The sequence below is a fragment of the Spirosoma aerolatum genome (assembly GCF_002056795.1).
Lineage (GTDB): Bacteria > Bacteroidota > Bacteroidia > Cytophagales > Spirosomataceae > Spirosoma > Spirosoma aerolatum.
The window spans coordinates 6,239,146-6,258,272 of the sequence record NZ_CP020104.1; the positions used below are offsets into that span (position 1 = coordinate 6,239,146).

A 19,127-nucleotide genomic window follows, 5' to 3' on the forward strand; every position below is an offset into this window, starting at 1 on the left:
TCAGGTGGTTTTAATCAGTTTCATGCCCACAGGGTCCCAGTTGATCACCTTTTTCTGCTCGGCGCTCAGGTTGGCCGCCAGCGAGGGCGCAGCCGCCCGCAGACCAAACTCGGCGTCTTCTTTCACGAGCGACGGGTCATTCGCCCGAATGGCATTGAAGAACACGATCATGTGATCCAGCCGGTCGTCGTAGCCAGCCGGTGTATTGAACGCTACGGCAGGTTCGTTCTGGATTTGCCGGGTAAACTGCCCCGCCGGGTATTTCTGGTCATACTGACGAATGAACTCCTCCTGCATGGCCTTCGGATAGGTAAACAAGGCATCGTAGCCGGTGCTGTACATGGGTGCGTTGGGCCGTTTGAGCCGATTCAGCATAAACGAATTCCAGCCAATATCAACCACCCCTTCCGTTCCGACCAGGCGCGTGTGAATGTCGCCACCAGCCCCCGTTGCCAGATTGACCCGCGTCGTAAACTGAAACGATGGGTTTTTATCGGTCTTGGGGTAATCCATAATTGCCGTGACCAGGTCGTAGGCATCGCGGCCATCTTTCCAATAGTTTAGGTCGCCCAGCGCGAAAATCCGCGTTGGCCCCTGCGAACCCGTAATGGTGTGGACGCCCGTGAGCAGGTGAACGAATAAATCCCCGGCGACACCCGTTCCGTATTCTTTGTAGTTGCGCCAGCGGAAAAAGCGTTCGGCCTGAAAGGGTCGCTTAGGAGCATCGCCCAGAAAGCGATCCCAGTCTACGTCTTTCGGGTCGAGGTTGGGCGGCATGGTGTACTGCCAGGCCCCCAGCGCATCGGTCCGGTCCAGAAACGTTTCTACGGATGTCAGTTCGCCAATATCACCGGCTTCGTACCGTTTTTTGGCTTCCAGCACAGCCGCACTACTCGCCCGCTGACTGCCTACCTGAAATACTTTGCCCGATTTTTTGTGGGCGTCGATCACCGCTTTGCCTTCGTCGATGTGGTGAACCATCGGCTTTTCGCAATAGACGTGCTTGCCCGCCTGAAGGGCCGCAATCGAGATGCGGTCGTGCCAGTGGTCGGGCACACAAATCAGCACCGCGTCGACGTCTTTGCGGACCAGTACTTCGCGGTAGTCGCGGGTTGTAAAGAGGTCGTTGCCCCAGACCTCTTTGGCCCGAACGAGTCGTGGGTCGTAGAGGTCGGCCACGGCAACCACTTTTGTACCGGGTACTTTGAGCGCACAATCGAGGTCGTAATGACCAATGATGCCCGCACCAATCAGCCCGATGTTGATCGTATCGGCCGTTGAACGCGGTTGTAGCGGGGTCATGAGGTGGACGGAACCAGCTCGTATGCCCCGTGTTTCGGCATTCACCAGGGGTGCCCCACCCGCCAGTAAGGCGGTGGTGCCACCCAGTTGGCGGAGAAATTTACGTCTTGAATTCATGCGTCTTCGGATAAGGATATTATTGATTTATAAGACTTTACTAAAGCTGTACAACGCCGTTGGATTATCGATCATCAGCCGATTCCAGTACTCGCTCAACCCTCGTCGGTCAAGTTCGTCGTGAAAGGTTGTCAGCAGGTACGTTAAGCCCGGTGAGCCGCCATACGAACGCCAGTACGTGTTTCGGGCGGCATCCATCCCAGCCATGATCTGGTCCGAAAAATCGGGTAGCAGCAGCTCCAACAGTCGAAATGTCCCGTTTTCTTCACTCTTCTTCCACCGAAAGGCACTGTCGAACTCAACCCGAACCCCCGTTTTTAGCAGCGCACGATGATAGGCTACGTCCTGACAGCGATCTACGTGGGAGACAACAACGTGACGTAGGTCGGCCCCGAGTTTATCAAACAATTCGGCTTGTGCTAGCGCATGACGACCCGCGTTGGTATGGGTCAGAATCGGTACGCCCGTTTCGAGATGGGTATTGACGACGGCCCGAAAAATGGTTTCCTGATGGGGCGTGATAGGTTCGTCGCCAGTGGCCAGTTTAATCATCCCGGCTTTGTGTGTCGTTCGCTCGACGACAGGCCCATTGTAATCGTACTGGTCAATCCCGTCGACCACATCAGCGATGAACAAGCGCGTCAACAGATCCTCGGAATACTGATACCGCCAGTGGGATTTCGGGTAATATTGTTCGAGGTGAATACCCGTTGGCACTACAATCTGAATACCCGTTCGGCGCGATACTTCTGCCAATTTCAACACGTTCCGGCCGCAGTTGGCGGGCATAGTGTCGATCATTGTTCGGCCACCAGCTGCATACACTTCGGTCAGTTCGGCCGATACCTTGTCAACATCGTTCAGCAAAAAATCCGGGTTGGCCAGCGTTGGAAAACTTTCCTCAATAATGAGGTGCTCATGGGCGTAGGTGATACCCGCCTGCACGGCCGGAATATCGCCCAAAACGGTTCGGATAAAGGACATAAGTACTACATCTAATTTACAGTAGCGTATTTTCAATTGAGATTTTTTTGTCATGCTGAGGTACGAAGCATCTTCGGTAGCAGCACCAATCCAAGTACCGAAGATGCTTCGTGCCTCAGCATGACAAAAAATAACCTAAGCTTTTTAGACTTGAGTACTTAAGGTAAATCAGGTTAGTACTGAACATTGACTTCTGTCTGCGGCACCCTATTGTTTCGCCAGCCGTTTCGCGATGTATCAGCCACGGCATCCGGTATGGCCAGTATGGCCCCCAGCCTGCGTAGGTTCTGCTGAAGTCGACTTACGTTCAATGCGCTAGCTGCTTCGTCGTTTTGTATGGATTGCACAGCCGCCAGTCCGGCCGCCTGCCCCATCGACATGGTTTGCGCCATCGACCGGCACGAGGCATGGGCATCATGGGTGGCCGAAAAACAACGCCCAACGACCCAGACCGACTGGCTCCCTTTGGGCACAATCGTACCGTAGGGAACGCCATACACCCCCGAACCGGGAATGTATTCCCAGTAAGTTTCGTCGGCTCCGCTGGCATCGTGTCGGTGGTCTTCGATGGGGGCTCCGCAGAGGAAAATACGGTCGTCGGGCATGAGCCCGGCCAGGCATTCCTCTTTAGTCAGGCGGTGTTCGCCGTACACGCGCCGGGTCTCGCGAACACCAATCTGGTGCGACAACCCGATGATATTCGCGTTTTGATAACCGGGCACATCGTCCCGAAAAAAATCCTCGTAAACAAATGCCTGCCGTCGTCCTTCCACCTCCGCCTGGGTGAGTTCGTCGGCATTCAGCGCCGACAGTCCGGCCACTTTGACGGCCACGGTTGAGATGCACTTTTGGGCGTTCATCTCGTGGGCCGAGCCTTCTTTGCGGGGCAGCGGGTGCCGTCCGCTGGTAACGGCTTCCGCCATTTTCAGGGCTAGCATTTTCTTCCCACCCGCCCGCTCGTACTCGTCCAGTTCCACATTACTCATGCGAAAGGTCGTCGTCAGGCTTTGGGCAGGTTCATGTTGCCCGGCCGTTTCATAAGCAAAGCCCGCCAGATGGCAGAAATCGGCGTCGCCCGATGCGTCGATGACCCGGCGAGCCAGCACTTTCTGAAAACCGCCTTTATTCCAGAAAATACAGGCATATCGCTCCCCTTCCGTGGCCACGTCGATCAGTGTGGTATGTAACAGATACCGAATACCCTGTTGCTGAATCAGTTGATCCCAGACGAGTTTCAGCCGTTCGGGGTTGTAGTTCACGCCGGTTCCGGCCCCGTAGGTATTGGGCCGCAGAAACACCGCACCCACTTTATCCAGTTCATTAACAACCCGGTCGGGCCAGCCGCCCACGATTTTGCGCGGTCCGCCGTTGCGGGACGTAGCCCCTGGCGTAAAAAAGCCGTAGAATGTATCGAGCATCTGGGTAGACGAGCCTCCCGGAAACCCGTACCGCTCGACCAGCATGACGGATAGGGTTTGATCCTGGGACGCAGCCGACAGGGCCGCCACGCAACCCGCCGAACCCGCACCAATCACCAGAATATCGGTTTCGGCCAGTAGCGGAATATGAAGATGATTGAAAACGGTTGCCATACTTACACGCCAAACTGTTTTTTTATCACCTGTCGACTCATTTTCAGACTCTCACGGATGGGGCGAGTAGGTTTGTACCCATATGGGAAGGCCAGTTCAACGGTGATATCGCCTGAGAAATGAAGCTGCTTCAACTGACGGGCAATCGCGCCGAAGTCCATTATGCCTTCGCCCAGTGCTTCCGACCACACACCCGTCCAGAGGTGGTCTCGCAGGTGCATATACACGATTTTGTCGGCGTAGGTTTTCAGGAACGTAGGTACATCCACCTTCGCCTGAAACAGCCAATCGAGGTCGGGACCGAGGGCGATGTCGGGCACCCGCTGAAGGCTATTTGTCAGGTCGTACAGCCCGTTTTCGACTTCGTACGTATGGTTGTGCAGATTCGGAATGACCTTGTATTGCCTGCCGATGGCCTGAATCTGTTTCAGTGTATCGGCCTGTACGTCAAAGTCTTCGGGCGTCTTTTTGCGTTTGGCATCCCCGACCGACAGGCCCAATACTCGCCCGTTTAGTTTGGCAATGCGTTCGATGACTTTCCCGGCATTGTCTACGTTTTCGGTTTGCTTGTTTTTGTCCCACAGGCTCTGCCCATGCGATGCCCCGATCAGTAACACGCCCGTCTGCTGAATCAGATCGCCAATTTTCGAGACGGAATCATCATGGCGCAAGGCAACATCCATCAATTCGATGCCGTCAAATCCGGCGTATTTCACATCGGCAAATACCTTGTCGAGCACCGGGAAACAGTCGTATTTGGGCATGTCGGACGAGAAAACCCATACGTGAGCACTCACAAGTGGTTTTTGAATAGGTATACCGGCAAGCGATGCCTGTTGAGCAAGCACCAGCGACCCGGCCGCTGTTCCTAAAAAAGTGCGTCGGTTCATCATGGCTGCTGGGGTGTTGGGGTTTCTGCCTGTTCGCTCACGTAGGACGGTATGCCGACGTTTTGATACAGTTTGGCAAGCCGGTGGGCGTGTTCGTCGTAGGCACTTTCAAACAGGGAAACCGCCCGTTCGGAACCGACCACGTTTGTTGCCGACAAAACCCTGGGCGGATGTCCGGCTTCGGTGAGCAGTCGGGCCGTTTCGGCCTTGATACAGTTGACCAGCACAGCGCCACCCACCGTTGAGCCGGGGGCAACGGGTGTATCCAGTCCCGGAACGGTGATCATGGCGTCGCCTACGGGAGCACCCGTATCCAGAATCAGATCGGCGAAATCGCTAAGCTTTTTACCGTCGGGCCGTTTACTAGTGCTTTTTTCGGCATGTTGTTTCGTAACCAGCGCAACCACTTTAATGCCCTGCTGCTGAAATAATTCGGCCATTTCGATGGGGACCACGTTGCACCCGCTGGACGATATGACCAGGGCTGAATCTAGCTTTGACAGGTCATAATTGCGCAGGATACGCCCGGCCAGACCCGGTACGTTTTCGAGAAACATGGCCTGCCGTTGCCCATTGGCCCCAACCACGAGGTTGTGAAACGATAGCGACAGCTCAACAATGGGGTTAAAACCCGGAAATGACCCGTAGCGTGGCCACATCTCCTCGACCATGATCCGGCTGTGGCCACTGCCAAAGAGGTGAACCATGCGGCCGGTCAGGATGGTCTGGCTAAACCACTCGGCGGCTTGCTGAATGGCCTGCGCCTGTGCTTCGATGGTGGTTAAAATATCGCGGGAGCGTTGGATATACGCAGCGGTAGGATTCATAAGAAAAGAGATTATTGGTTTAGAAAGGCCGCTGCGCCAATAGCTCCGGCCCACTCCTCAAAATACGCTTTACGCAGGCTAGTCTTTTTTCCCGCCGGTCGCCACTCGAACAGGTCAAAAAAGGTCTGGAGCGGGTCGAGCAAGGCCCGATCAGCCTGCATGATACCGCCACCCAGCACAATGATTTCGGGCGAGAACGCATTGGCAAACGAGGCCAGCGCAACGGCCAGCTGCCGGATTGAGGTAAGCCAGACCTGCGTGGCCAGCGGCTCACCCTGCCGGTAGCCATCGACCAGTTCGTGGGTGGTCTGGTAGCGTCCAAACGAGCGTTTGCTAACAGTTACATTCCCAATGGCATCTTCCAGACTGCCGGGCATGTTGGTAATGTCGTTATGCACACTATCGGCATTTACCGTAACATGCCCCAGGTGACCGGCCATTTGAAAGAAACCCTGGTAGAGTTGTCCGTTCAACAACAGGCCACCTCCCACGCCCGTACCCAGCGTGAGCATGAGACCATGCTGCGCCCCTTTGAGCGCACCGAAGCGGGCTTCGGCCATCAGGGCGGCATGAGCATCGTTCAGCACCCGAACGGGCTTATCCAGATAGGCCGACCAGTCGAATCCTTCGAGCCCTTGCAACCGGCCAGGCATACAGGCAATGGCCGTGTTATTGGGCGTAGGCAAACCCGGTGCCGACAATCCAATGCTCAGAATCGATTCGGTGGTCTGCTGGCTCAACGCCTGAACAGTATCCGCAACCGCTCGTTGCCAATTCCCGTTTTCGCCGTCGCCGGTTGGCCCGTCGCCGGTTGGCGTAATCAACTGATGGAGAACCGTTCCTGTGATCGTGTCGATCAGCACGCCTTTGATGCGTGTTCCGCCTAAATCAATGCCTATTGCCTGACTCAATTTGGTTACTGAATTATTGATTATTGAGGTTTTGGTGATCAGCCACTAATCACTAAATCTGTCCTTCGCTAATGCTCCAGCCACCATCGACCGATAATACTTGCCCAGTTGTGAATTGGGATGCGTCGGAGAGGAAATAAACCGCAGCCCCGTCGAGGTCGCCGGGTTGGCCAATTCGCCCTCCATTGAGTGGCTGTTTGGTTTGGATAAACGACAAAATAGTATCATCCTGAGCGGCCCGCTGGGCCATGGGTGTTTCGACCAAAGCCGGGGCCAGTACGTTAATGCGGATATTTTGCGGTGCATAATAAGCTGCAATCGATCTGGTGAAGCCAATAACTGCCGATTTAGTAGCGGCATACGCATGGGTAGCGAAATAAGCTGGCGAGGGCGAATAGCCTAATACCGAGCCCATGTTCAGAATCGTGCCGCCGGTTCCCTGTTCCAGAAACGCCTGTACAGCCGCCTGGTTAGACAGCATGAGCGATGTCAGATTCAGAGAAAACGTGTAATTCCAACCGTCGAGACTCAGTTCATGTAGTGGTCCATCTCCCTGGCGACGGCCGCTGCCCCCGGCTACGTGGTAAAGTCCATCGAATCCACCGAAAGCTTCCTGACAACGTTCTATAGCCGTTTGAGCTGTGGCTGGCTCTGTAGCGTCACCACTGATGGCAATGCCCCTACCTTGCAACTGGACTTCGGCTAGCCGACCATTCTCGGCATCACGCCCGACTACGATGACTGATGCCCCTTCTTCGACAAACGCTTTAGCCGCCGAGAAACCCAGACCGGTCGTTCCGCCGATAATTACAATACGTTTCTGCGCTAACCACTGACCCATGTCATCGAATTCGTTGCTTTCCTTTTTTCTATGACGAAGGTAGAAACATTACCAGTCAAATCAAATAACTTATTATAATAAGTTATCGATAAATATTATATATTACTGATTATCAGTATTTTTATATATATATTACAGTATATATTATTATAAGTAGCTCAAGACTTGGAGCAACATTTATCCTTGATGTATTATCTTTATAGGTGATATGACTGACCAGCCCAACCGCATTCCACAGTACCAGTATTTATATGAAACGCTCCGGCAGGACATTATCCGGGGGGTATTCAAAGCGGGGGATTTATTGCCTTCCGAAAGTGTACTACAACAGCAGTACCGGCTAACGCAACCTACAATTCGGCAAGCGCTATCGCTACTAGTCCAGGAGGGCTATATCAAGAAACATCAGGGAAAAGGCAGCATCGTGCAGGCGATTCCGATTGGGTTGGGGGTCATGTCGCTGCAAACGCATGTTGCGCATGTTGACGAGAACGCGGCAGTTTCGGAAGGGCCTTCCGCTGAAGTGATTACCACGATCATCCTGGCCAAACCCATTCTATGCCCTTTTCCTAACGAACTGTTGTTTTACCCCACTGATGAGACGCCAGATACCCAATATTATTGTCTGGAGCGACTTCGGTCGGTGAACGGTAATCCCGTGTTTTTCGAAAAGTTGATTTTACCAAATCGGTATCTACCCAATTTATCACGTCAACGGCTGACGAACCGCTCATTTTTTGATCTACTGCGAACAAAATATGGCCTGGTGGTCACGGGGGGGGAGCAAAAAATTCAGGCGTTGGCTGCCGATCAATCCATTGCTGGTCAACTACAAATCGAGCCGGGAAGTCCGGTGCTTCGATTGGAAAAACGGATCGATACGAACAAAAGTGATTTTAGCTTTTATTCGCTCCTGTTCGCCCGTACCGACCAGTTTTTGCTGCAAGGGCGGTTCTGACACCCTTTACCGCTATCAATCCGCTTCGGTAACCTTACCCCCCACCACAAAGGTCTCGCCGATGTTCAATTTCTCGGCCATGTAATAGGCCATGAAATTGAACGGGATAATGTTGTGAAGAATAGATAAGTTTTCATCAGCCGTAAGGGCAGACTGAGCGGGGACTTCAACGATAAAAACATGCGCCCCTGCTTTTGTGACCATATCCGATAGCCGCTGTGTCCGTTCGTAGGCTGGTCCCTTCGCCAGGATCTGAATGACGATGCTGTCTTTAGCGGTTTCTTTCGGGCCGTGGTCGTACTGCGCCATTGGAAGGCCGTGAAAATTCAGTTTTGTGCTTTCGCTCAGAATCAGGGCGGCTTCGTAAGCGGTTCCAATATTGGGACCGCTCCCTGTCACGTACATGCCGTGAATGGGAAATTGGCTGCGCACTGTCAGTACTTGTTCGGCTAGCTTATGCCCCTGCTCGCGGTACTGCTCAAAATTTTCAGCGATCAGATTTACAGCTGCATCGGGCGAAAGTCCAAACCCTTTGAACAGGGCAATCAGCGTGTTGACGTAGGTTTTAGAAGATGAGTAGTGTTCTTCCCCCGCCATGATCGGCAGTACGTGGGCCACATTCGGCGCGGTACACAGATCGCTGGTTGGGTAGTTCGATACCGCCACATATTGATCAACTAATTCCCGACACCAGAGTACTTCGCTACTCCGGCCCGACTGAGACAGCAAAACGGCCATTGGTGCTTTTTGGCCTTTATCGCCGTAGTATACATATTCCGATGCTAGTTCTGGATAAATGGGCAAGCCCATGTATTTAAACGCCAGTGGTGCAAAATACGAAGACCCCATGCCCAGATACGGTACCTGCAACGGTAAGGCTTGGATCGGGCTGTTCAACACATCTCTGGCTCGGGCAGGAATTTCTAAAATTTCGTTCAGAATCGGGTTCATGGAAGTTTATATAATGACAGACTTCGGTTCTGTTTTGGGTTTCTCATAAGACAGAGTCAATGCCCCGATGATGGCCAGTACAATGCCCAGCGATTCAATTATGGAAAGACTTTCGTTCAGGAAAATCATCGCCAGTATTATTGTAAAAACAGGCTGCAAAGCACCCGCAATTGTGGTTACTTTGGAGGCTTTGCCTTCGGCACTATAAGCTGCAAAACTAGCCAATACCCCTAATCCGTTTAGCATGCCCGCCAACGAGCCGAGTACCACTGTTTTAGTAGACATGGCGAAGTTGGCCCAGCCCAATACTACAAATAAGAAGGCAATCAGTACCGACGAGACGATAAAGCTCACATACGACCATTCGGCTGAAACATAGTTGGTTGTCTGTTTTTGAGCCGCACTAAACACACCCCAGAAAAACAAGGCTACCAGCGAATATAATAGCCAGGGGCGCAGGCCGATGGTTTTGAAAAAAGCAGCCGGATTGTCAAATAGCAACGATTCGCCGGAGAGCATCACCACAGCGGGTATGGCCAGCAATATACCGATCCCGTTGATCCAGTTCAGTTTTTCTTTGAAAACTAACAGGGCAATGCCAATGGTCACCAGTGGATACAGATTCGTCACTGGAATCACGATGGCCGCCAGCCCGCCTGATGTAAAGGCCTGATAGACGGCTACATTACCTGTTATGGCCAGCACACCCGCCACCAAACCCCACAAAATACCTCTGCGGTCGGGCTTTACGGTGCTGACTTTTTTGATTACCAGCGGCAGTGTCAATAGCATCCCTACACTAAACAGGAGGTGATTGGTAAATGGGCTCACGTCGTCAGAAATCAGTTTGGCCACTACGCCCCAGGTCCCCCAAAAAAAAGCGGCTGCAATTGAATACAGAATCCAAGCATCAGGTTTGTTTTTCATCAGGTCTGCTGACTATACTATGATTTTACTAACTAGGCACAGCGAACAAGGCCGCACTGCCCAGAATACCTGCCTGTTCTTCCAGCTCGGAGATAGTGATTCTGGTTTTGTAGGCTTTATAGGGGTTGAGTAAGTTGGGATTATGCATCTTATCGATCTCGTTTTTGCCGAATCCTTTGGCAATGCCTCCGCCCAATACAATCACATCTGGCGCATAGAGGTTAATGTAATTATCGATACCGATTTTCAAGTAGCCGATATATTCCTGCACAATCATTTCAGCATCAGGATTTCCGGCTTGGTTCTGGGTAAAAATAGTTTGGGCGGTTAAGGGCAATGTTGGATACTTCTGCAACCAGCCCTGTCGAGTAGCTATCCGGCCAAGGCCAGCCCCTGAAACCAACGATTCGAGACACCCCGTTTTACCGCAATAACACACAAAATCGTTGGTGGTTATGGTCATGTGGCCGCTCATGTGCGCAAAGGGCAACGATCCATCGAGCTTGCCATCAATGGTAAATCCAATCCCCAGACCGGTACCCAAGGTGAGTACCAGAACGCGGCTGACCGGAACGCCGGGGATGCGCCCTACCGACCGCCCCTTACCTTGCCCATAAATGGCTTCGCCAAGGGCTACAACGCGGGCATCGTTGTCGAGTAAACAGGGTAAATCGTGCTGTTGCTGGATTTTATCACGAAGTGGATAATCTTCCATGAATTCCAGAAAGCCATAGGTCGAATCGACGGTGCCATCAGCAAACACAAAGCCCGGCACACCCATACCCACACCTGACAGAAAGGCCTGTTCAGCAGCGGCTTTGGCTTTAAATTGACTGATGGCTTCGCCCAGTAACGCCAGAAACCTGTCTCCGTCCTGGGTTTCGGTTGGGGTAATAATCATAGCCTCCACCTGGCCAGTATCCAGATTCACTAAACCTATTTTGGTTCGTGTTCCACCAATATCAATGCCAATTGCGAGCGTTTTCAAGTACAGGTTGAAGCTAATCTATTTAGTTAAACAGAGCAGTTGCTTAGTTTCCCGGTTTACCTAATTAATCTTGCATAGAGTTTCCACATGAAGAATTGAAGCAGGACCGTGCATGACAACGTTAAGCCTCACTGAATGTAGGAGACCTGAAGCCTTGGGGTAGTATGAGCTTCCCCTTTAAAAAAACAGCCTAAACGTATGCAGCCGATTATGGCCTAAAACCGTCTTGAGTTTGCCTTTTTCGAGGGGTAGTGTTTGGTCGTCGGTTTCGATATGCGTTGTGCTAAACCCTTTTTCGATTGGTCTAGCAGCCGAAATCGTAACCGGCTTGTTCACATCTGCCACATTCCAAACGCGCATCACAACCCCTTTCTCAATCCCTTCTTCAGCCGGTTTTAATGCCCAGATCACAGTATTAGGGTCTGAAAACGAGAAGAGAGAAAACTGCTTTCCATCATAGCCTGACCCACCTTGTACGGCATGAGCAATTAGCGGATTTTGGTGTTCCAGAGAAAACCGCATGGCTTCGTGCGGGGTAAAGCCTCCGGTGTGTGGTTTCAAGGCGAAGAAATGCTCGAAATAAGAGTCTCCATCCTGATTGACCATGCCCAACGCTTTATCAATTTGACCAGCCGCCAGTACGTTCAACTGGGGCGTATGATCATCTAACTTCGTATTGGTACTCTTACCTACTTTCATAAAATACGCATCCCGGTTGGATATAATCATCCCATTGCCCTCATCCGACATATCCGCAAAATGATTCATTGCCAACCAGTCAAACCGACTCGCCGTATCGGCATAATTCCCTCCTTTAGTGATGGATTTAACGTGCAGAATAGCCCCCGCTTCTTCATGCCACGTATCGGGTTTGTCAAGATTCATTGAGAACGAATAGGTTACAGGCTTGGCATCCAGATTTTGGGTAATGTAGTTTTCAATTTCAATGCGATCACTGCTGTCAAACAGGGTCAATTTAGTCGTGTGTTTAATTGGCTTATAAGCTGATGCCACGAGCGTGGCCGATACTGAACCCTTGTTTTCAATTCTGATTTTGTCGCCCTCATTGCCTAACCCAGCCCCTAAATCGTTAGCATACAAGTTATCAATAGCCTTGATGCATTCCCGATTCGTCGATTTATCGATCAAACTGGTGATCACACCCTGTACGGTGAACTTCAGTTTGTAAAACTTATTTTCAATTGTACTATCGGTTACGACAAGATGAGTTGAAAACCCAGAAGAGTTGGTGGCTTTATGAATGTCAAAAACTTTATAGCCTAGTGACGGAATGTTGGACGCTAAAATCCGAAGATACGATTTCCCTTTTTTCATAATCACTTGAAAAGGAACTTCTTTATTAGCTGCTTTATCAATAACCCGAATAGCTGTTGAGCCAGGGTAAGGATAATCGCTGTAATCAGTTCGAGTCCAGTTTAAGGGATTAAACACATAAAATGACTCCGTAGCGCTTTGAGGTTTTGCAATTAATTGACCCAGTCGGTTCAGTGATCGATTATAGAGGGTATCCACATAGCTTATAAAAGTGGCAGCCGTTTTCTTTTGCCAATCGGCTCGTTGTTTGCGGGTAATATGTGGGCTGTCAGCCGTCCAGTCGTGTTCGAAATACATCCCACAGGCTAACCAGGCCTTCTCTTTTTGGGCGATTAGATCGGTCGCGAAGGTTTTATCTTTCAAGGCGATCATGGTATAGAGCGCTTCGGCCGTTCGTAGTTTTTCAACGGCGCGTTTTACGGACGCCGATACTTCGGCCAGCGAAGCAAAACTGTTCCCCCATTCGGTGCTGCCATACGAGATGGTTTCGGTCGGTAACGAAGCGCCATATTGCTTTTCAAAATCTTTAAAGAAGTCGATTTCGTTTGAGACTATGACCTGATAAGCCGAATCCGACTTCTCCCTGGCGATTTTGGGGAAATTACTGGTGAGTGTTTTCAGGTCATCCCCCCCTTTGCCAAAAGCTCCGGCGATCGCATACGGGTAACCGGGATCATTCATCAATGCCTTACAGTCAATAATCGCATTGGCCTGGTGCGAGGCTTCCAGGTATGTCCCCAAATTATAGCGGTACTCTTTCCGGTTGGTGATCATGGAGGGATTTACCGAATACCACTTCATCAATACCTTTTGATCGTCCAATCCTTTGTACCAGTACATTTGATGTTTATGCCGGTCGAGTCCCGTTACTTTTGTGGCACAGGCACAGACCCCTTTCCAGGAGTAGTGAGCCCCTGACCCTGCCCACAACGATGATAAGCCCATGGGCAGCACCTGATCTTCCATGTTCAGGACCAAAGACAAGTCCAGGCCGTATTTCCGTTTCAGCGAGCCCGCATAATACATATCCCGCAAAGTGGCTTCGGCGGGGGCAGCCCCCAACAAAACAATCATTGAATTTAGGGGCACCGTAATCTTTCCGTCTTTAATCTGCCGGATGAGTTTATTGAACTGTTCCGGGCTACGTGTCTCCCGATAATTATACACCCAATAGGACCCATCGCAATTCCATTTACTTTGCAGATTATATGGTAAATGAGCGGTTGAGTCATTGAGTTTAATATAATAATCCAGCATTTCGGAAAACGCCTTTTTATAGGCTTCTTCATCGCCTGTCCACATAAAGTCCGTGTGGTCGTCGTTGGCCAGGTATATCTTTTTCGGTTGTGCCCGAAGGACCAATGCGAAGGTTAGTAGAGACAGGGTAAGAACAACTATTTTCATATCTGGTTAAAATGTTTAGACTAGGCATTCCGGTCGCATCACCCATCCACTCAATACCCTGGATTCTGAGTAAACGTAGCATTCAGGCTGATTTCCCGGAAAGGGATCGGAAAAAGTTTTCGTTCGGGGGCGACACTCATGTTTTTTAGGGCCACATCAAGCGTACTGTATTTGGCTTTAAAGGCCTGCATCGTGGCCACCTCTTTGCCCCAGCGAATGAGGTCGTGCCAGCGGTGGCCTTCAAAGCACAGCTCCAGACGACGTTCTTTTTCGACAGCCAGTTGGATATCGGCTGCTGAAAGGCCGCTTAGGTTTGACAGGCCCGCCCGCTTGCGAATGACATTGATCTGCGTGAGGGCCTCCGTTGTTTTACCCGTTTGGTTCAAGGCTTCGGCATAGAGCAGAACGACATCGGCATAACGTAACACCGGCCAGTCGTTTTCGCCTTCATTGAGCTGGGTAATTTTGTAGACAAACTTTTTCGACCAGTAGTAAATCAGGGCATTCCCGCCAAATTTATACACACCCAGGAACGCGTCCCGGCGTAGATCACCAGCCTCAAAAGCGTCGTACAAATCCTGTGTTCCAATATTCGTTCCACCCGCCGTGACCCCCACAAACTGGGTACCCGAGTTGCCTGGTGCAAATACGTAGGCAAACGAATTCCCTTCGCCAAACCCACTGCTGACATACTGGACCGCAAAAACGATTTCGTCGTTGTTGTCTTTCCCCACGCCAAATACGTCGGCCAGATTGGGCAAAATACGATAGGTTCCACTGCTAACAACTTCGGCCAGTTTGGTTACCGCTTCTGCGTATTTTTTTTCCTGTACATATACCTTACCCAGCAATGATTTAGCCGCTCCAGATGTAGCCCGACCAATATTAGCCCCTGTATATTTAGCGGGTAATATCTTTTCAGCGTCCAGCAAATCTTTTTCAATCTGGGCGTATACGTCAGGCGCCGTGTTTCGGGTATAGGTATAAGCTTCAGCCTCCGACGTAATTTCTTTCAGGATTAGTGGCACTCCATCGAATAAGCGAACCAGGTTAAAGTACATCAGCGCCCGCAAAAATTTGGCTTCACCAATGTATTGGTTTTTAAGGGTTGCGTCCATCGTCACCGATTCAATCCGGGCCAGAATCACGTTGGAGCCCGCAATGGTTCGGTAGGCGTCGTTCCAGGCGGTTGAGACCCCGGCCGACGTTGACCGCCAGGTTAGTTTATCATATTCGCCAGAACTGGATTCACTTTCGGGAAACGACTGGGTATTGTCGGAAGGCAGTTCGGTAAACTGCCAGAAACTGTTATAGATGCCCCGAAGATTGCCATACGTACCGGTGAGAGCCGAGCGGATATCGGCTTCTGTTTTGTAATACTGCTGAACCGGAATCACATCCTGCGGGGTAAGGTCAACAAATTTTTCGCCACAGCCGCTTGCCAGAGATAGTAATCCGGTGAGCAGGGCATATGGATAGATCGTGTATCGTGTTTTCATACGGGTAATCGCTGTTGAAAGCGGTATAAATAGGACTAGAAACCAATGTTTAAACCAATCGTGACTGTTCGGTTGGCAGGATAGGTGCCCTGATCGACGCCCGGTTGATAAGCCGAATCGCCATTCAGGCTGGCTTCCGGGTTATACCAGGGGTATTTTGTGAAGGTGAACAGATTCTGGCCCGTGGCAAATACCCGTGCTGTCTGAAGTTTTATCCGTTTTAAGACGGCTGACGGGATCGTATAACCCAGCGTTACATTCCGAACCCGCAAGAATGAACCGCTGAATACAACTCTGTCGGTTAAATTATTCCCCATGGTCACCCCACCAGCACCTGCCATGTGAAATTGAGTATCCTGACTGGGATTTGCCGGGTCAAACATGTTCTTATAGAAAAGTTGCAGACTCCCATAGTCCACATTGCCCGCCGGGTGTCGAATATTTCCATTGATCAGATTATTTCCCTGCACACCCTGAACAAGCACACTCAGATCGAATCCCTGATACCGGAACGTATTGGTGAGCCCATAGATAAAATTGGGAAAGCCTTTCCCGATAACGACCTTATCGGCTTCATCCACTTTACCATCGCCATTCTGGTCTTTGATGATCCAGTCGCCCACTTTGTTGCCCGATACCCACTGTGGATATTTGGTCAGATCATCCACGGTTTTAAAAATCCCCTGAACCTGATAGCCATACATGTAGCCCAGTGGGTCACCTACTTTTATCTGAAAGACATTATTCCAGCCAAAAACAGAAGCCTGCGGAGGTAGTGATTGCGGACCACCCAAATCAAGCACATTGGTGCGGTTGGCCGAAATATTGGCATCGATTGTCCAGCCAACCGGACCTAGTTTCAGATTGGCTTTCCCGGAAATCTCAACACCCCGGTTCTGAAGTTTTCCCAGATTGGTTCGGAACGTACTGGCGTAGCCAACGATACCGGGTAGATCTTTCTGGAAAAGCATTCCTTTCGTTATTCGGTCGTATACATCAATTGACAGCGAAAATTTGTCGTTTAAAAAGCCAACCTCAAGGCCCAGATCTGTTTGCTGGTTACGTTCCCAGGTGAGGTCATAATTGGCGAAACCCGATTGGGCAGCCCCAAACGTTCGCTGACCACCAAAACTATAGTTGCGGCCAACAATCGAATTGACCCAGTTGAAACTACCGATATTTGCATTGCCAGTTTCCCCAAAACTCGCCCTGATCTTGAGTTCATTCACCGTAGCCTTGACCGCCTGCATAAACGGTTCTTCCGACAATCGCCAGGCAGCCGAAAAGGAAGGGAAGGTAGCAAAGCGGTTATTTGGGCCAAAGCGCGACGAAGCATCCCGGCGCAACGCTGCCGACAGAATATATTTACTTTTATAATCGTAAGTTACCCGGCCACCGTAAGACAAAAACGCATTCTGATCGTATTGCAACTCTCCGATACGGTCAGGTGAAGCCAGCGGATTCGTCAGTAAGTCTGTTGTAAACGTGCCGGTTCGGCCGCTCGTAGCGGTAAACTTCGACTGGAATTTTTGTAATGAATATAAGGCCAGCACGGAGAAATGATGATCTCTTCCCAGGGCTTTACTGTAGGTAGCGGTATTTTCCCATAGCCAGTCGAGACCAAGCTGCTGGCTTTCGCGGGCAAAAATCTGCCCCAGAACCGGGTTCGTCGCATTGGCGCGTGGTGCCAGTTGGTTCGCCAGGGTGGACGGCACGTAGGCGTACTGATCTTCCAGATTTAATGTCGATCCTAATGAGGACTTGATACGTAGGTCCTTGATGGGTTCGTATTCCAGAAAGCCACTCCCAAAGAGCCGGTAATTGCGCACCCGGTTTTTGTTGAGCTCAACGATAGCTAGCGGACTAAACAAATTGTCGGCCACAAACGAAGAGCCATCATCATTCATAACGGCATCAAAGTTTTGACCAAAGTCTCCATTGGCGGTATAGAGTGGAACAATGGGCGGCATTAGCGTGGCCGACGTAACGGGATTGGGTAAGGATCGACCGCCCGAAAGTTCACTACTGGTGGCATTGTTGTAAGGCCCACCCGCTGGTTGCCGGTATTGCTGTGAATAGGACGGTGCTAATGACACCCCGATTCTAAGTTTGGAACTAAGGTCGGCATCCAGATTGAAGCGTAGGTTATAACGGTCGTAGGAGGTTCCCTTCATGGTTCCCTGCTGCGTAAAATAAGCCCCCGAGACAGCGTAGCGGACTTTCTCGGAACCACCTGTTGCCGACAATTGATATTCAGAAATAGGAGCCTGCCTAAAAATAGCATCCTGCCAGTCGGTATCGGGCAGGCTTTTAGGGTTGGTGTCGAACACCGATGGATATGCCTGATTGGTTACGCGGGCCACGTATTTGATGTACTCAATGTACTCATCCCGCTGAAGGACATCTACTTTTTTGGCAATCTGCTGCATCCCCGTGTAAGCGGAGAATGAAAAAGCCGTTTTGCCTGCTTTCCCCCGTTTCGTTGTTACAATAACGACCCCATTGCCAGCGCGGGAGCCATAAATAGCTGCCGAAGCAGCATCCTTCAAAATCTCGATAGACTCAATATCCGATGGATTGATGAGGTTGAACTGGCTCGGCTCCTGCAAGGGATAGCCATCTACGACGTAGAGTGGGTTGCTGTTTGTGCCGAGTGAGCCGATACCCCGAATCCGAATGGTGGGAGCCTCGCCCGGAAAACCACCCCTACCCGATTGCACTTGTACCCCTGAAGACAAACCCGCCAAGGCTTCACCTGGCGTTCCTACCGGTTGATTCGCAATGGATTTGCCCTCTACTTTGGTAATGGCCGTCGAAATTGTTTTTCGTGACTGAGAGCCATACCCAATGACCAGCACTTCGCTCAACGACTTTGTGTCGGGTTTCAGACTCACGTTGAGGGTAGTCCGATTGCCAACCGTCACTTCCTGGGGCACGTATCCCACAAAACTAAACACTAATACAGCGGCTGCATCAGGAATAGCAATCGAATAAGTACCATCGCCGTCCGTAGTAGTACCCTTCTGAGAGTTTTTCAGCACCACGCTTACGCCTGGTAGTATGTCGCCTTTATCGCCATCTGTAACCCGGCCACGAACGGCAATGTCCTGCGGTGTATTGGTCACGGGTACTTCCGTCCGAGTTCTACTATCCTCTATTATTTTTTCAATGGGTTGAGGGTTGATTGAACCAGGGGTTTCTGGAAATCGTGCGTCGGAGATCCCCCCCTTCTGGCTCTTTCCGAGAATTAAATAGGTTCCATCTTTTAGCTTTTTGTATTTAAGGCCACTTGAGCGCAACACGTTCGACAGGTTTTTTTCGAGCGACTGCTGGAATTTCACCTCATCGGCGGATACCGAAAGCAGCTCAATGGACTGATCACCGTAGATGATATCAACCTTGTAATGTTCCTTCAGTGCTTTTAAGGCATCTTTCAGCCGAACCAGTTGCGAGCCCGTGGTTACTTTGTCGGTACTCGGCCGCTGTTTGGCGAAGGCAAAGGAAGGTTGCGCGAAGCCAATACAGGTCCCCGACGAGCATAGCAAAAGCACAGCAAACACTCGCCAACTTGAGTAAAGTTGTTTTTTCATAAAAAAGAAGA

The 19,127-nt window shown here is 50.9% G+C and carries 14 protein-coding genes; 1 reads left to right on the plus strand and 13 read right to left on the minus strand.

All coding sequences use genetic code 11. The annotated features are described in order from the left end of the window. From B5M13_RS25885 to B5M13_RS25915, 7 genes are all read right to left on the minus strand, one after another. Entirely contained in the window at nt 1-1,419 is a 1,419-nt protein-coding gene (locus B5M13_RS25885; protein ID WP_080058428.1) for a Gfo/Idh/MocA family protein, read from the minus strand. 27 nt (nt 1,420-1,446) lie between these two features. Then, a complete protein-coding gene (locus B5M13_RS25890; protein WP_080058429.1) occupies nt 1,447-2,403 on the minus strand; it encodes a phosphotriesterase family protein in 957 nt (318 codons plus the stop codon). Nucleotides 2,404-2,576: 173 nt separating this feature from the next. Beyond that, entirely contained in the window at nt 2,577-3,995 is a 1,419-nt protein-coding gene (locus B5M13_RS25895; protein ID WP_080058430.1) for an FAD-dependent oxidoreductase, read from the minus strand. A gap of 2 nt (nt 3,996-3,997) precedes the next feature. After that, the gene (locus B5M13_RS25900; protein WP_080058431.1) at nt 3,998-4,888 is read right to left on the minus strand and encodes a sugar phosphate isomerase/epimerase family protein; all 891 of its coding nucleotides are present in this window, start codon (nt 4,886-4,888) and stop codon (nt 3,998-4,000) included. Continuing rightward, the gene (locus B5M13_RS25905) at nt 4,885-5,712 is read right to left on the minus strand and encodes a sugar isomerase domain-containing protein (protein WP_080058432.1); all 828 of its coding nucleotides are present in this window, start codon (nt 5,710-5,712) and stop codon (nt 4,885-4,887) included. Before B5M13_RS25905 ends, B5M13_RS25900 begins: the two co-directional genes overlap by 4 nt. Before the next feature lie 11 nt (nt 5,713-5,723). Further along, nucleotides 5,724-6,623, minus strand: coding sequence for an ROK family protein (locus B5M13_RS25910; protein ID WP_080058433.1), 900 nt, complete (start codon nt 6,621-6,623; stop codon nt 5,724-5,726). A 52-nt stretch (nt 6,624-6,675) separates the two neighbouring features. Then, entirely contained in the window at nt 6,676-7,464 is a 789-nt protein-coding gene (locus B5M13_RS25915; RefSeq protein ID WP_080058434.1) for an SDR family NAD(P)-dependent oxidoreductase, read from the minus strand. 208 nt (nt 7,465-7,672) lie between these two features. Here B5M13_RS25915 and B5M13_RS25920 point away from each other — a divergent pair, with 208 nt between their 5' ends. Beyond that, complete coding sequence (locus tag B5M13_RS25920; protein WP_080058435.1) at nt 7,673-8,422, plus strand: GntR family transcriptional regulator; 750 nt, start codon at nt 7,673-7,675, stop codon at nt 8,420-8,422. Nucleotides 8,423-8,437: 15 nt separating this feature from the next. Here the strand turns inward: B5M13_RS25920 and B5M13_RS25925 are convergent, their stop codons facing one another. The 6 genes from B5M13_RS25925 to B5M13_RS25950 form a co-directional block, all read right to left on the minus strand. Next, nucleotides 8,438-9,373: an SIS domain-containing protein gene (locus tag B5M13_RS25925; protein ID WP_080058436.1), complete on the minus strand. Its 936-nt coding sequence runs from the start codon at nt 9,371-9,373 to the stop codon at nt 8,438-8,440. A gap of 6 nt (nt 9,374-9,379) precedes the next feature. Continuing rightward, nucleotides 9,380-10,300: a DMT family transporter gene (locus B5M13_RS25930; RefSeq protein WP_080058437.1), complete on the minus strand. Its 921-nt coding sequence runs from the start codon at nt 10,298-10,300 to the stop codon at nt 9,380-9,382. A 28-nt stretch (nt 10,301-10,328) separates the two neighbouring features. Beyond that, a complete protein-coding gene (locus B5M13_RS25935) occupies nt 10,329-11,288 on the minus strand; it encodes an ROK family protein (RefSeq protein WP_080058438.1) in 960 nt (319 codons plus the stop codon). 177 nt (nt 11,289-11,465) lie between these two features. Continuing rightward, the gene (locus B5M13_RS25940) at nt 11,466-14,027 is read right to left on the minus strand and encodes an alpha-mannosidase (RefSeq protein WP_080058439.1); all 2,562 of its coding nucleotides are present in this window, start codon (nt 14,025-14,027) and stop codon (nt 11,466-11,468) included. Nucleotides 14,028-14,077: 50 nt separating this feature from the next. Continuing rightward, nucleotides 14,078-15,526, minus strand: coding sequence for a RagB/SusD family nutrient uptake outer membrane protein (locus B5M13_RS25945; RefSeq protein ID WP_080058440.1), 1,449 nt, complete (start codon nt 15,524-15,526; stop codon nt 14,078-14,080). 35 nt (nt 15,527-15,561) lie between these two features. Further along, nucleotides 15,562-19,116 (minus strand): SusC/RagA family TonB-linked outer membrane protein, encoded by a 3,555-nt coding sequence (locus tag B5M13_RS25950; RefSeq protein WP_080058441.1) that lies wholly within the window; start codon nt 19,114-19,116, stop codon nt 15,562-15,564. Nucleotides 19,117-19,127 lie beyond the last annotated feature (11 nt).